At 64.0% G+C, this 14,004-nt stretch carries 12 protein-coding genes and 1 pseudogene; 4 read left to right on the top strand and 9 right to left on the bottom strand.

All coding sequences use genetic code 11. The features are described from left to right. Window positions 1-43: 43 nt before the first annotated feature. From EN824_RS22275 to ugpC, 4 genes are read left to right on the top strand one after another with little or no spacing between them, the layout of a single operon-like run. A complete protein-coding gene (locus tag EN824_RS22275; protein WP_127279277.1) occupies window positions 44-910 on the top strand; it encodes a sugar ABC transporter permease in 867 nt (288 codons plus the stop codon). Then, entirely contained in the window at window positions 907-1,719 is an 813-nt protein-coding gene (locus tag EN824_RS22270) for a carbohydrate ABC transporter permease (RefSeq protein ID WP_127279276.1), read from the top strand. Before EN824_RS22275 ends, EN824_RS22270 begins: the two co-directional genes overlap by 4 nt. Window positions 1,720-1,734: 15 nt before the next feature. Beyond that, entirely contained in the window at window positions 1,735-2,781 is a 1,047-nt protein-coding gene (locus EN824_RS22265) for an NAD(P)-dependent alcohol dehydrogenase (RefSeq protein WP_127279275.1), read from the top strand. 2 nt (window positions 2,782-2,783) lie between these two features. Next, entirely contained in the window at window positions 2,784-3,869 is a 1,086-nt protein-coding gene (gene ugpC / locus EN824_RS22260) for a sn-glycerol-3-phosphate ABC transporter ATP-binding protein UgpC (RefSeq protein ID WP_127279274.1), read from the top strand. A gap of 7 nt (window positions 3,870-3,876) precedes the next feature. Here the strand turns inward: ugpC and EN824_RS22255 are convergent, their stop codons facing one another. From EN824_RS22255 to gcvA, 9 genes and pseudogenes are all read right to left on the bottom strand, one after another. After that, window positions 3,877-5,463, bottom strand: a complete 1,587-nt coding sequence (locus EN824_RS22255) for an FGGY-family carbohydrate kinase (protein WP_135932711.1) — start codon at window positions 5,461-5,463, stop codon at window positions 3,877-3,879. Then, window positions 5,460-6,143, bottom strand: a complete 684-nt coding sequence (locus EN824_RS22250; RefSeq protein WP_135921941.1) for an HAD-IA family hydrolase — start codon at window positions 6,141-6,143, stop codon at window positions 5,460-5,462. The genes EN824_RS22255 and EN824_RS22250 overlap by 4 nt, the downstream gene beginning before the upstream one ends. Window positions 6,144-6,158: 15 nt before the next feature. Further along, the gene (locus EN824_RS22245) at window positions 6,159-7,637 is read right to left on the bottom strand and encodes a mannitol dehydrogenase family protein (protein ID WP_135921940.1); all 1,479 of its coding nucleotides are present in this window, start codon (window positions 7,635-7,637) and stop codon (window positions 6,159-6,161) included. Window positions 7,638-7,785: 148 nt separating this feature from the next. Next, the gene (locus EN824_RS22240; protein WP_127275234.1) at window positions 7,786-8,556 is read right to left on the bottom strand and encodes an L-iditol 2-dehydrogenase; all 771 of its coding nucleotides are present in this window, start codon (window positions 8,554-8,556) and stop codon (window positions 7,786-7,788) included. A gap of 24 nt (window positions 8,557-8,580) precedes the next feature. After that, the gene (locus EN824_RS22235) at window positions 8,581-9,585 is read right to left on the bottom strand and encodes an ABC transporter ATP-binding protein (RefSeq protein ID WP_127275235.1); all 1,005 of its coding nucleotides are present in this window, start codon (window positions 9,583-9,585) and stop codon (window positions 8,581-8,583) included. Window positions 9,586-9,635: 50 nt separating this feature from the next. After that, complete coding sequence (locus EN824_RS22230) at window positions 9,636-10,460, bottom strand: carbohydrate ABC transporter permease (protein ID WP_127275236.1); 825 nt, start codon at window positions 10,458-10,460, stop codon at window positions 9,636-9,638. Between the two features lie 11 nt (window positions 10,461-10,471). Next, window positions 10,472-11,344, bottom strand: coding sequence for a sugar ABC transporter permease (locus EN824_RS22225; RefSeq protein WP_127275237.1), 873 nt, complete (start codon window positions 11,342-11,344; stop codon window positions 10,472-10,474). A 124-nt stretch (window positions 11,345-11,468) separates the two neighbouring features. Beyond that, window positions 11,469-12,779 (bottom strand): sugar ABC transporter substrate-binding protein, encoded by a 1,311-nt coding sequence (locus tag EN824_RS22220; protein ID WP_127871260.1) that lies wholly within the window; start codon window positions 12,777-12,779, stop codon window positions 11,469-11,471. 221 nt (window positions 12,780-13,000) lie between these two features. Next, window positions 13,001-13,905, bottom strand: a pseudogene (gene gcvA, locus EN824_RS22215) (transcriptional regulator GcvA). Between the last annotated feature and the right edge of the window lie 99 nt (window positions 13,906-14,004).

The raw sequence follows: 14,004 nt of genomic DNA, 5'->3' as shown, positions 1-14,004 counted from the left end.
TCCGCCACGCCGGACATTCGAGACACAGCAAGGCCTGAGACCAATGCCTCGACGTTCATCCCTGCCGGTGACCTTTGTCGTGCCGACGCTGGTCATTCTGCTGATCCTGTCGATGGTGCCGACGCTCTACGCGATCATCATCGCCTTGCAGAACCGCGAGCTGAGTTCGACGGCCTATTCCTGGGTCTGGTTCTCGAATTTTGTCGACCTGTTCTCCGACCGCCGCTTCCTCAACGCCGTCTGGGTATCGGTGAAGTGGGAGGTCGTCACCGTCGTCGCGACGATGGTGGTGGCCATCGGGCTCGGCGTGCTGATGTTCGAGGTCGCCGCGCCGCGCCTGCGGAACCTCTATTGCCTGCTGTTCATCATTCCGGTGCTGTTGCCGCGCGTCTCGGCGGCCTTCGTGTGGAAGTTCGCCTACCACCCGCTCTACGGCATCGCCACCTACCCCTACCGCCTGCTGACCGGCGGGCTGATCTTCGACCCGCTGTCCAAGCCGTCGACGGCTTTGTTCGCCGTCGCTTCGGTCGATGTCTGGCAATGGGGCCTGTTCTTCGCCGTCATCGTGCTGAAGCTGTTGGAGACCTTGCCGCCGCAGCCAATCGAGGCCGCGAGGCTCGACCATGCCAAACGCTGGCAGATCCACGCCTATGTGACCTTGCCGATGCTGAAGGCGCCGTTGATCAGCCTGATGTTCGTCAAGATGATCGAATCGCTGCGCTCCTTCGACCTGATCTATGTGATGACCCGCGGCGGGCCGGGCGTGGCGACCGAGACGCTCGACATGTACGCCTTCTCGCAAGGCTTCATCGAATCCGGCAAGGTGTCCTATGCCTCGGCCATGGCGGTGCTGATGATGATCGCCACCGTCATCACCTTCACCATGCTGTGGAAGCGGGTGCAGGCATGAAGCCCGGCCGCATCATAGCCAAGGCCATCCTGGCCTTCGCCGGCTTCATCGCGGTGTTCCCGCTGCTGTGGACGGCGCTCAACTCGCTGAAGAACAGCGTCGACATCATCACCCGCGTGCCACGCCTAGTGTTTACGCCGACGCTTGCCAACATCAGCTACATCCTTGGCCGCGACAGCGTCATCACCGGCCTCTACAATTCGGTCGTCGCTTGCGGCACAGCCGTGCTGATCGGCGTCGTGCTCGGCCTGCCCGCGGCTTACGCGGTGGCGCGCTATCCCAACCGCTGGGCCGGCGACATCCAGTTCTTCGTGCTGTCGCTGCGCTTCCTGCCGCCGGTGGCGGTGGCGATCCCGCTGATGGTGATCTGGCTGCAACTCGGCCTCTACGACACTTTGCCGGCTTTGATCGTCACCTACTCGCTGCTCACCATCTCGGTCATCATGTGGCTCGCCATTCCAGCCTTCCAGGGCGTGCCGAAGGAGATCGAGGAAGCAGCTTTCGTCGATGGCTACGGAGCCTACGCGGTGTTCTGGCGGATCGCGCTGCCGGTCGCGGCCCGCTCGCTGATCGGCGCGGTCGCCTTCAGCTTCGTGCTGGTCTGGAACGAATTCCTGATCGCGCTGATGCTGTCGAGTTCCAACGCCAAGACCTTGCCGATCGTAGCCTCGGAACTGTCCCAGCAAGGCATGAACGTGCCGTGGGGAATCTTGAACGCCTCGGTCGTGCTCCTGTCGCTGCCGCCGCTGTTGTTCCTCGGCGTGCTCAGCGGTTTCCTGAATTCCGTTTTCCGGCAAAAAAAGAGTTGAAGTGAGGACGACCCGATGCGGGCTTTGGTGCTTGAGAAAAAAGGTGAATTGTCGCTGCGCGAGATCGCATTGCCGCTCGATGTCGGGCCGGACGATGTCAGGATCGCCATCCACACCGTCGGCGTCTGCGGCAGCGACGTGCACTATTACACGCATGGCGCCATCGGCAGCTACATCGTGCGGGCGCCGATGGTGCTCGGCCACGAGGCGGCGGGCACCATCGTCGAGGTCGGCGCCAATGTGACCAGCCTGAAGGTCGGCGACCGCGTCTGCATGGAGCCGGGCGTGCCCACCCTGTCGTCGCGCGCCACAAAACTCGGCATCTACAATGTCGATCCCGACGTGCGCTTCTGGGCGACGCCACCGGTGCATGGCGTGCTGGCGCCCTTCGCCGTCCACCCGGCGGCCTTCACCTACAGGCTGCCGAACAATGTCTCCTTCGCCGAGGGCGCGATGGTCGAGCCCTTCGCCATCGGCATGCAGGCGGCAAGCCGTGCCCGCATCGTCCCGGGCGATGTCGCCGTCGTCGTCGGCTGCGGCCCGATCGGCATCATGATCGCGCTTGCCGCCCTTGCCGGCGGCTGCTCGAAAGTGCTGATTTCCGATTTTTCCGCGCCCAAGCTGAAGATCGCCGCGCAATATGCCGGCATCCTGCCGGTCAATATCGGCGAGCGGTCGCTGGTCGATGCCGTCGCCGCCGCGACCGACAAATGGGGCGCCGACATCGTCTTCGAGGCGAGCGGCAGCCCGAAGGCCTTCGCCGACCTGTTCGACGTCGTGCGGCCGGGCGGCGCGGTGGTGTTGGTCGGGCTTCCGGTCGAACCGGTGAGCCTCAACGTTCCGGCGGCGATCTCGAAGGAAGTGCGTATCGAGACGGTGTTCCGCTACGCCAACATCTTCGACCGCGCGCTGCAACTCATCGCCTCCGGCAAGGTCGATCTCAAGCCGCTGATCACCGGTACCTATGATTTCGCCGACAGCATCAAGGCGTTCGAACGGGCCGCCGAAGGCAACCCGCAGGACGTCAAGCTGCAGATCCTGCTTACCGGCGAAAAGGGCTGACCATGTCCGCGATCGTTTGCTCCCATGTCGACAAGGCCTATGGCGCCACCACGGTGATCCGCGACCTCAACCTGGCGATCGAGGAGCACGAATTCGTCGTCTTCCTCGGCCCGTCCGGCTGCGGCAAGTCGACCTTGCTCCGGATGCTGGCGGGGCTGGAGGACATCAGCGGCGGCGAGGTCTCGATCGGCGGCAAGGTAGTCAACGACCTCGATCCCGGCGACCGCGGCATCGCCATGGTGTTCCAGAACTACGCGCTCTACCCGCATATGACGATCTTCGACAACATCGCCTTCGGGCTGCGGCGCCAGAAGGTGCCGGCGCCCGAAATCCGCAAGCGGGTCGAAGCGGTGTCGAGGACGCTCGGGCTCGACCCCTATCTCGGCCGCAAGCCGGCCGAGCTCTCCGGCGGCCAGCAGCAGCGCGTGGCGATCGCCCGGGCGATGATCAAGACGCCCAAGGTGTTCCTGTTCGACGAGCCGTTGTCCAATCTGGACGCCAAATTGCGCAACCATATGCGCGTCGAGATCGCGCGGCTGCACCAGTCGCTGAAGACCACCACCGTCTACGTCACCCATGACCAGCTGGAGGCGATGACGCTAGCCGACCGTATCGTGCTGCTCAAGGATGGCGTCATCGAGCAGGTCGGCTCGCCGGCGGAGATCTACGGCCGGCCGGGCAATATGTTCGTGGCCGGCTTCATCGGCACGCCGAACATGAATTTCATCGAGGTGACGGTCGGCAGGGCGGCGAACGGCTGGACGCTGACCGGCGCCGGAACGGTGCTTTCGTTAGACGGGGCGGGCTTTCATCTCCAGCCTGGCGATCGCGCCGTGCTGGGCATCCGGCCCCCGGACCTGAAGACAGGCAGTGACGGCGCCGCCGGCATATTGCAAGGCACCGCCGATCTCATCGAATTCCACGGCAATGACGCTCTGGTGACATTCGGCTCCGGCGGCAAGGAGATCAGCGCACTGGTACCGGCACGCGAATGCCCGGTGCTGCATGCCCCTGTCCGCTACACATTCGAGGAAGAAAGCATCCATTTGTTCGACGCGACATCAGGCGCGTCGCTGCGCAAGCAATAGGCAAAGCCTACCGGATCGCGTCAAGCGCCTGGCGTTGCCGGTGCATCTCCAGGAAGATCCGGTAGTCGCGATCGAAGCGGGCGCCGGCGGCCGGGTTGGCAGCACGCCTCTTGCCGCCCTGCTGCATGGCAAGGCAGGCGGCGTTGAGGTCGGGAAACAGCCCGGCGGCGGTCGCGGCGACCATGCCGGTGCCGAGCAGCACCGCCTCGTCGGCCAGCGGTTCGACCACCGTGCAGCCGGTGGCGTCGGCATAGAGCTCCATCAAGAGCGGGTTCTTGGTGTGGCCGCCGGTGACATGCAGCGTGTCGATCAGGTAGCCATTCTCGTTCAGCGCCTCCAGCACATGGCGCACGCCGAGCGCAATGCCGACGGCGGTGCGCCAGTAGAGCTTGCACAGGCTGTCGAAGGACGAATCCAGCGTCAGACCGCTGACGACGCCGACCGCGTGCGGATCGGCGAGCGGCGAGCGGTTGCCATGGAAATCCGGCAGCACGTGCAGCCGGCCGGCAAGGCTCTCGCCCTCGGCGGCGCGCAGTTCGGCGACGCGCGCGGCGATCCTGGCATGCATGGCCGCGTTCGGTTCGCCGCCGGCACCATGCCAGCGGATGATGTGGTCGAGCAGGGCGCCGGTCGCCGATTGGCCGCCTTCCGACAGCCACAGCTTCGGCAGCGCCGCGCCGTAATAGGGTCCCCAGACGCCGGCGAAAGGCTGTGGGTCGGGCGACATCGCCATGACGCAGCTCGATGTGCCGGCGATCAGCGCCAGATGGCGGCCGATATTCTGGTCGTCGCCGGCAAAGCCGCCAAGCACGCCAAGCGCGCCGGCATAGGCGTCGATGACACCTGCGCCGACGCGGCAGTTTTCGGTCAGGCCGAGTTCTGCCGCTGCCCGCGCCGTCAGCGGGCCGATGTAGGCACCCACCGGGCTGGCCCGCTCCGGCAGATTGCCGTGGTCAAAAAGATCGTCGAGGCCGACGAGTTCGAAGAAATCGCGTTGCCACGCGGTTTCCTGGTGCGCCAGGTAGGTCCATTTGGCGGTCAGCGTGCATTGCGAGCGCGCCAGCGAGCCGGTCGCCTGCCAGGTCAGGTAATCAGTCAGGTCGAATAAATAGCCGGCTTCTTTCCACGTGCCGGGCAGATTACGCTTCAGCCACATCAGCTTCGGCGTCGCCATCTCCGGCGACATGACGCCGCCGATATAATTCAGCACCTCGTGGCCGCTTGCGGTGCATTCGTCGGCCTCGGCGATGGCGCGATGGTCGAGCCAGACAATGGTGTCCCAGCGCTTGTCACCGGTGGTCGAAACACTGAGCTGGCCGCCTTGCCTGTCACGCACGACCAGCGAACAGGTGGCATCGAAGGAGATACCGGCGATATGCTCGGCGGCGACGCCTGCCTTTTCCCGCGCGGCACGCACGGCGGTGCAGACGGCGGACCAGATGTCGCGTGAATCATGCTCGGCATGATCGGGCTTCGGCTGATTCATGGCGATCGGCCGCTCGGCACGGCCGAGCAAGGAACCACTGGCGTCGAGAATGCCCGCGCGAGCGCTCCCGGTGCCGACATCGACCGCGCAGACAAACTGTTTCGTCAAGATGCTCTAACTCTCGCTCCCAGGCCTGCAATCAGATCCGGCAATTGCAGCATGTCAGCGAATATAAAGTCCGGTTCGGTCGAAGCAAGCCGCGCTTTCAATCCCGGATTGCCGGCGTGCGCGCCGCCGGTGAAGGCGAAGACGTGCATGCCGGCCGCGCGTGCTGCCGCGACGCCGGCGGGGCTGTCCTCGATGACCAGGCAGTTGCGCGGACGCGCCCGCATGCTGGCGGCAGCGTGGAGAAAAAGGTCCGGTGCCGGCTTTCCCCTGGCAACCATGGCGGCGCTGAACAGATGCGGCTCCATCAGCGTGAGCAGACCGGTGACGTCGAGCGCGTAACGAATCCGTTCCAGCGTACCGGAAGAGGCAACGCAATACGGCAGGCCGAGCTTCGGCAACATCTCCCTGACGCCGGCGATCGGCTTCAGCTCCTCGCGGAACTTTCGCATGAGGTCAACGCGCAGGGCGGTGAGATGCCGATCGGTGATCTCCAGGCCGAAGTCGCGGCCGAGGATCTCGCGCACGCTCTTCATGCTCTTGCCGAGGAAATGTTCGTAGGCGGCGTCTTCGCCGATGCTGCCGCCGGCAAGTTCGATCATGCCGAGCAGCGCCGAGACGGAGAGCGCCTCGCTGTCGACCAGCACGCCGTCGCAGTCGAAGATGACCAGTTCAGGCGTCATGGTGCCGGCTGGCTCTCAGAGCTTGCCGGCGATGTAGCGCGTCAGCGTGGCGCGCGTGCCATTGGCCCAGAGCACGTTGAGCGCGTGGGCGAAGGCCTCGACGAAGGCGGTGGCGCGGCCGACATCGCCATAGATGTCGTCCATCGCAAGCCAGGCGGCAGGCGCGGCCTTTGCCGCCTTTGCCGTTGCCTGCATCCGATCCCAGCTCGGGTCGTTGGGTTCGATGACGGCGCCGCTGTCCGTCGTTCCGAAGCAGTAGCGGCACCACAGCGCCGATTCCAGCGCCAGTCCGGTAACGCCTTTGCCCGCCTTCAGCCGGTCCGCGATGGTCGGGATGATGAATTTCGGCTGGCGGTTGGAGCCGTCGAGGCAGAGCCGGCGCACTGTGTCGCCGATCTTGGGATTGGAGAAGCGCTTCTCGATGAGCTGGTAGTAGTCTTCCAGCACCGTGTCCGGCACGGGCGGCACGGTCGGGATGATCTCGTCATGCTCGAGCTTGTCGAGGAAGCCGCGCACCAGCGGCTCCTGCATCGCCTCATGGACGAAATGGATGTCCATCAGCCCGGCCGGATAAGCAATGGTGGCGTGGCCGCCATTGAGGATGCGGATCTTCATGAGCTCGTAAGGGGCGACCTCCCTGACGAACTGCACGCCGACCTTTTCCAGCGGCGGGCGGCCATCGGTGAAATGGTCTTCCAGCACCCATTGCCGGAATGGCTCGCAGAACACCGGCCAATTGTCTTCGAGGCCGAAATCGTCGGCGAGGATCTTGCGCTCGCGGTCGCTGGTCGCCGGCGTGATCCGATCGACCATGGCGTTCGGGAAGGCGACGTGGTCGCTGACCCAGCTCGCCAGGTCCTCGTCGATCAGGCGGGCAAGGCCGATCACACCGTCCGACGTGACATGGCCGTTATGGGGAATGTTGTCGCAGGACATGACGGTGAACGGCACGATGCCGTCCTGACGGCGACGCAGGAGGCCAGCCAGGATGATGCCGAACACGGTCTTTGGTGTGGCGCCCGGCTGCGCGTCGGCGACAATATCAGGATGAGTCGGATTGAAGACTCCGGAGGCCGGATCGATGAAATAGCCGCCTTCAGTGATGGTCAGCGATACGATCCTGATCGCCGGATCGGCCAGCCGCTCGATGATGGCGGCGGCATCGCCCGGCATCAGGAAATCGATCATCGCGCCGGTGACGCGGGCGCTCATGTGGCCTTCGTCCTGCTCGACCACGGTGGTCAGCCAGTCCTGCTCTTCGAGCTTGCCGCGGCCGATCTTCTCGCCGTCGAACACGCCGGCGCCGACCAGCGCCCAATCATGGCCGATGCCCTGACCGAACAGGTCGTCGAGATAGACGGCCTGATGCGAGCGGTGGAAATTGCCGACACCGAAATGCACGATGCCGGCTTTCAACGCCGACCGGTCATAGTTCGGACCTGCGACCTTGGACGGAAGCGTGGCGAGGCTCGAGGAAGAGAGTTTCACGGTCATCTGCTTTACCCTTTGGCCGATTTGCAGCCCGACTGTTTCGCCTCCTTCGGGAGGGCGAGGATGAGGGGCCGCACCTGATGTTCCAGTATGCTGCCCCTCACCGCCCCTCGGCACTTCTCTGGAGGAAATGAGAGAAGCGCCTTCCCCCTCAACTCATCCATTGGCCGCCATCGACATTGTAGGTCTGGGCGACGATGTATTCGGCCTCGTCGCTGGCGAGGAACACGGCCATGCCCGCGAGGTCTTCCGGCTTGCCCATGCGGCCGTACGGTACGCCCTCGCCGACCAGCCGTTTCTTTTCGCCTTTCGGCCGGTTCTCGTATTTGGCGAACAAGGCATCGACCTCGTCCCACATGTCGCTGTCGACGACGCCGGGCGCGATGCCGTTGACATTGATGCGGTGTTTGATCAGGTCGAGTCCGGCTGACTGCGTCAGCGAGATGACCGCGGCCTTGGTGGCGCAATAGACCGCGACCAGCGGTTCGCCGCGACGCCCGGCCTGGCTCGCCATGTTGATGATCCTGCCGCCCTTGCCCCGCGCGATCATCGACCGGGCGGCTGCCTGCAACATGAACAGCGTGCCGGCGACATTGACGGAAAACAGCTTTTCGTAGCTCGCCCTCGAGATCTCCACGATCGGCGCCAGGTCGAACAGAGCGGCGTTGTTGATCAGGATATCGAGGCCGCCGGTCCTGCTCTCCACCGCCTTGACCGCGGCATCGATGGATGCCTGATCGGTGACGTCAAGCTTTAGCGCATAGGCGTGGTCACCGATTTCAGCCGCGGTCTTGCGTGCTGCGTCGAGGTTGATATCGGCAATCGCCACGGTGGCGCCTTCGCGCACATAGGCTTCGGCGAAGGCTCTGCCGATGCCGCGCGCCGACCCCGTGATCAGCGCCGATTTGCCTGTCAGCCTCACCGCTCCATCCTCACCGCTCCATCCTCACTGGGCCATCGCCTTGCCGTCGGGGCCGAAGCGGTGCAGCTTGGCTTGGTCGGGCGTGAGATAGATGGTGTCGCCATGGCGGACCGCCAGTTCGCCGTCTGCGCGCACCGTCAGCGGCCCGACACCATCGGCCTGGACGTGCAGGAACGTGTCGGAACCCAGATGCTCGGCCACGCCGACGGCGGCCTTCCAGTCGCCCGCCGTGGTCGAGATCTGCATATGTTCAGGCCGGATGCCGATCGTCTTGGCGCCATATTTGGCGGCCGGTGCGCCCTCGATCAGGTTCATCTTCGGCGAACCGATGAAGCCGGCGACGAACAGGTTGCGCGGCGTCTTGTAGAGCTCCATCGGCGAGCCGACCTGCTCGATGTTGCCGGCGTTGAGCACGACGATCTTGTCGGCCATGGTCATGGCCTCGACCTGGTCGTGGGTGACGTAGATCATCGTCGTCTTGAGCTGATGGTGCAGCTCGCTGATTTCGAGCCGCATTGTGCCGCGCAGTGCCGCGTCGAGGTTGGACAAGGGCTCGTCGAACAGGAAGGCCGAGGGCTGGCGCACGATGGCGCGGCCGATGGCGACGCGCTGGCGCTGGCCGCCGGAGAGCTGGCCGGGACGGCGTTCGAGATAGTTGGTGAGGTTCAAGACGCGCGCCGCGTCCTTCACCTTCCTGTCGATGGTCGCCTGATCCTCGCCCGCCATCTTCAATGGGAAGGCGATGTTCTTGGCAACCGTCATATGCGGGTAGAGCGCATAGGATTGGAACACCATGGCGAGCTTGCGCTTGGCCGGCGCCTCGCCGGTTACGTCACGGCCATCGATGTTGATGGTGCCGCCGCTGGTGTCTTCCAGGCCGGCGATCAGCCTCAGCAATGTCGACTTGCCGCAGCCCGACGGGCCGACGAAGACGACGAACTCACCATTCTCGATCACCAGGTCGAGACCGGGGATGATGGACGTCGATCCAAAGGATTTGGAGACGTTCTTGAGCGTGATGTTTCCCATGGTTTCCTCCCCGAGAGCTATTTTTCGCCGATTGCTTCAGGCAATTTCCGTTACTTCACCGCACCAAAGGTCAGGCCTCGTACCAGCTGCTTCTGGCTGAACCAGCCCATGATCAGGATCGGTGCGATGGCCAGCGTCGAGGCCGCCGAAAGCTTGGCCCAGAATAGGCCTTGCGGGCTGGAGAAGGAGCTGATGAAGGCGGTAAGCGGTGCTGCTTCCGTGGTCGTCAGCCGGATCGTCCAGAATGCCTCGTTCCAGGCCAGGATGATGTTGAGCAGCATCGTCGAGGCGATGCCCGGCACCGCCATCGGCGTCAGCACATAGATGATCTCGTTCCACAGCGAGGCGCCGTCCATGCGGGCCGCTTCCAGGATCTCGCCGGGGATCTCGCGGAAATAGGTGTAGAGCATCCAGATCACGATCGGCAGGTTGATCAGCATCAGCATGACCATCAGGCCGATGCGGCTGTCGAGCAGACCGGTGTCGCGGAAGATCAGGTAGATCGGAAACAGCACCGCGACCGCCGGCATCATCTTGGTGGACAGCATCCACATCAGGATGTCCTTGGTCCGCTTGGTCGGCGAGAAGGCCATCGACCATGCCGCCGGAATGGCGACGAGCAGGGCCAGGACGGTCGAGCCGACCGAGAGCAGCACCGAGTTGAAGAAGAACTTGAAATAGCCGCTCTGCGCTTGGACCTCGGAATAGCTTTCGAAGGTTCCCGACGGGATCAGGTTGAAGCCCTGGATCGCCTCCTGTTCCGACTTGAACGAGGTGATGATCGTGTACAGGATCGGAAAGAAGATCAGCAGGGCGACGATCCAGGCGGCTGCCGTCGCGATGGTCTTGTGCTGGGTGGTGACTGCGCGTGCCATCTTGTCCTCCCTTACTTGTCCAGGTTCTTGCCGACGGCGCGCATGGCGAAGAAGGCGACGATGTTGGCGAGAATGACGGCGATCACACCGCCCGCGGATGCCTGGCCGATTTTGAACTCCAGCAGCGCCTTCTGGTAGACGAGGAAGGGCAGGTTGGTGGAGGCATAGCCGGGGCCGCCATTGGTGGTGACCAGGATCTCGGCATAGACGGAGAGCAGGAAGATCGTCTGGATCAGGATGACCACGGTGATCGCTCGCGACATGTGCGGCAGCGTCAGATAGATGAAGCGGCTGATGAAGCCGGCGCCGTCCATCTCGGCGGCTTCCTTCTGCTCGCCGTCGAGCGATTGCAGCGCGGTCAGCAGGATCAATGTCGCGAAAGGCAGCCATTGCCAGGCGACGATGATGATGATCGCCGTCATAGGATGCTGCCCGAACCAGTCGATCGGTTGCGCCCCGAAGAAGCGCGCTATGTCGGCGAAGACGCCATATTGCGGGTGCATGATCATGTTCTTCCACACCAGAGCGGCGACCGGCGGCATGACGAAGAACGGCGAGATGACGAGGATGCGCACGATCCCTTGGCCCCACATCGGCTGATCGATGAGCAGTGCCAGCAGGATGCCGCCGATCACCGTGATCAGCAGCACGCTGACCACCAGGACCAGCGTGTTGAGGATCGACTGCAGGAAAGCCGGGTTGGAATAGAACAGCGCGTAGTTCGAGAGGCCGACGAAGCCATCGCGAACCGGATTGAGCGGGTTGTACTGCTGGAAGGAGAACCACAGCGTGAGAGCGAGCGGAACAACCATCCAGACCAGCAGCAGCACCACGGATGGCGCCATCATGAATCGGGCAAGCGAACGGGTCTGCTGAGTAGCCATGACGGTCACCCTTCAAGGATCAGACTGAATTTTCACAGGCGTTGGAAAGGCGGCCGCCCGAACTGGGTTTCGGGCGGCCGTTGCCGGTCGAGGAGGTGACCGGCATTCGGCACCGGGAGGAGCCTTACTTGATATAACCGCCCTCGGTCATCGCCGCGGTCGCGGCGTCCTGGGCCTGCTTCAACGCATCGTCGACGCTCGACTGACCGGCAAGTGCCGCCGAGAAGAGCTGGCCGACGGTTGTGCCAAGGCCCTGGAATTCAGGGATGGCGACGAACTGCACGCCGACATAGGGCACCGGCTTGACGGTCGGATGCGTCGGGTCGGCGGCGTTGATGGAGTCCAGTGTCATCTTGGCGAACGGAGCCGCCTTCTGGTACTCGGCGTTCGCATAAAGCGAGGAGCGCGTGCCCGGAGGTACGTTGGCCCAGCCTTCCTTCGACGCGACGAGCTCCGCATAGTGCTTGCTGGTCGCCCAGGAGACGAACTTCTCGGCAGCGTCGGCCTTCTGCGTGCCGGCGGGGATCGCCAGCGACCACGCCCATAGCCAGTTGCCGCGCTTGCCAAGGCCGTTGTCAGGCGCCAAGGCGTAACCGACCTTGTCGGCGACGGTCGAGTTCTTCGGGTCGGAGACGAAGGACGCCGCGACTGTGGCGTCGATCCACATGCCGCACTTGCCCTGCTGGAAGAGCGCCAGGTTTTCGTTGAAGCCGTTGGAGGACGCGCCTTCGGGGCCGTCGGCCTTCATCAGGTCGACATAGAACTGCAGCGTCTTCTTCCACTCGGGCTGGTCGAACTGCGGCTTCCAGTTCTCGTCGAACCAGCGGGCGCCGAACGAGTTCGACATGGCGGTCAGGAAGGCCATGTTCTCGCCCCAGCCGGCCTTGCCGCGCAGGCAGACGCCGTTCACGCCATTGGCGCGGTCGGTCATCTTGTCGGCGGCCTGTTTGATGAAGTCCCAGGTCGGCGCATCGGGCATCTTCAGCCCAGCCTTCTCCATCAGGTCCTTGCGGTACATGACGAAGGAGCTTTCGCCGTAGAACGGCGCGGCATAGAGCTTGCCGTCGACCGAGAGGCCGCCGGCGATGGCCGGGATGATGTCCTTGGCGTCGTAGTCGTCGCCGAGCTTGTCGAGCGGCAGCAGCCAGCTCTGCTTGGCCCAGATCGGAACCTCGTAGGTGCCGATGGTCATCACGTCATACTGGCCGCCCTTGGTGGCGATGTCGGTGGTGACACGCTCGCGCAGCACGTTCTCTTCGAGCGTGACCCAGTTGAGCTGGATGTCGGGGTTGGCCTTGGTGAAGTCGTCGGTCAGCTTCTGCATGCGGACCATATCGCCATTGTTGACGGTGGCGATGGTGATGGATTCGGCATGTGCGGCGAAAGCCAGCGCGCTGGCCGAGCACAAGCCCAGGATGAGCGTACGAAGTTTCATCAAATTCCTCCCATGGACCAAGATGAGCATTTGCCTTGGCTGTGAGCAATTACTCACTAAGTGTGAATTATGTCAAGCCGGATTCGATGCTGCAGCGCAGCACCGGGCTTGCCGATGGACCGCCGACGGATGGAAGTTGGAGACGACGAGCCGCGCGCGTGCCGGATATCAGGCAACGGGACAGGAAGGGGTCCAGGATCGAAGCGGGCGCGACGAACCGGTCAGCAGGCGATCTCGGCCAGCAGCCAATCGCGGAAGGCGCGGATCTTGGGCACGTTGCGGCGGGCTTCCGGATAGACCAACCAGTAGGCGTGGCCGTCGTCGCCGACCAGGTCGAACGGCTGGATCAGGCGGCCGTCGGCGAGTTCGGCCTTGAACAGGGCCCGGGTCAGGATGGCCACGCCATGGCCCGATATGGCCGCGTTGGCTTCATAGGCTTGCGCGCCCATGCTGCTGCCGGGCCGCCTGGCAAGGTCGTGGCTGTGCACGCCGGCGGCCTCGAACCATTGCGTCCACCAGATATCGCTGGGATCGAGGATCGGCAGCTTGAGCAGATCGGCCGGTTCGTTGATGCCGCCGATGCTCGCCGCGAGCTTCGGGCTCAGCATCGGCGTGAAATCGGCATCGAGCAGCTTGTGGGCTTCCAGCCCGGGCCATTTGCCGCCGCCAGAACGAATGGCGAGGTCGACGTCCTCGCGGGAGAAATCCGTCAGCCGGCTCGACGTCTCGAGCCGCACGGCAAGCGACGGATGCGCGATCTGGAACGCGCCCAGATGATGCGCCAGCCAATTCGAGGCAAAGGTCAGCACCGTGGTGACACATAGCAGCCCGTCCGCGCCGCCGCGCGCGGCGGCATAGGCCTGGCTGAGGATGGCAAGGCCTCGCTGACAGCCGGCGCTAGGCGCTGGCCCGCTTCGGTCAGTTCGATCTGTCGCGGCCGGCGCAGGAACAGCGGCGCGCCGACGCGCTCCTCCAGCACCTTGATCTGGTAGCTGACCGCGGCTTGCGTCATGGCGAGTTCCCCGGCGGCCTTGGTGAAAGAAAGATGCCGCGCCACCGCCTCGAACACCCGGATCGCCTGCAATGGCGGCAGTTGCGAAACCTGCGGCGCGCTGAGGTCAGGCATAAAGCCTCCTTATGGGTCGTTATCGACGTTCGATTGGCAAAGGCGGCCGGCAAGGCCGACATTCATCCTCAACCCGTCATTCGGGTTCAGGATAGCGAA

Source organism: Mesorhizobium sp. M8A.F.Ca.ET.181.01.1.1 (genome assembly GCF_004792025.1).
In the GTDB taxonomy this organism is placed as follows: domain Bacteria; phylum Pseudomonadota; class Alphaproteobacteria; order Rhizobiales; family Rhizobiaceae; genus Mesorhizobium.
The sequence above is the reverse complement of the archived record's forward strand: the minus strand, read 5'-3'. Positions and strand labels throughout refer to the sequence as shown.

What these genes read in the sequence shown, in the direction of transcription:
- EN824_RS22275 (WP_127279277.1), top strand. Translation starts at nt 44, where the DNA reads ATGCCTCGACGTTCATCCCTGCCGGTGACCTTTGTCGTGCCGACGCTG.
- EN824_RS22270 (WP_127279276.1), top strand. Translation starts at nt 907, where the DNA reads ATGAAGCCCGGCCGCATCATAGCCAAGGCCATCCTGGCCTTCGCCGGC.
- EN824_RS22265 (WP_127279275.1), top strand. Translation starts at nt 1,735, where the DNA reads ATGCGGGCTTTGGTGCTTGAGAAAAAAGGTGAATTGTCGCTGCGCGAG.
- ugpC (WP_127279274.1), top strand. Translation starts at nt 2,784, where the DNA reads ATGTCCGCGATCGTTTGCTCCCATGTCGACAAGGCCTATGGCGCCACC.
- EN824_RS22250 (WP_135921941.1), bottom strand. Translation starts at nt 6,143, where the DNA reads ATGACGCCTGAACTGGTCATCTTCGACTGCGACGGCGTGCTGGTCGAC.
- EN824_RS22245 (WP_135921940.1), bottom strand. Translation starts at nt 7,637, where the DNA reads ATGACCGTGAAACTCTCTTCCTCGAGCCTCGCCACGCTTCCGTCCAAG.
- EN824_RS22235 (WP_127275235.1), bottom strand. Translation starts at nt 9,585, where the DNA reads ATGGGAAACATCACGCTCAAGAACGTCTCCAAATCCTTTGGATCGACG.
- EN824_RS22230 (WP_127275236.1), bottom strand. Translation starts at nt 10,460, where the DNA reads ATGGCACGCGCAGTCACCACCCAGCACAAGACCATCGCGACGGCAGCC.
- EN824_RS22225 (WP_127275237.1), bottom strand. Translation starts at nt 11,344, where the DNA reads ATGGCTACTCAGCAGACCCGTTCGCTTGCCCGATTCATGATGGCGCCA.
- EN824_RS22220 (WP_127871260.1), bottom strand. Translation starts at nt 12,779, where the DNA reads ATGAAACTTCGTACGCTCATCCTGGGCTTGTGCTCGGCCAGCGCGCTG.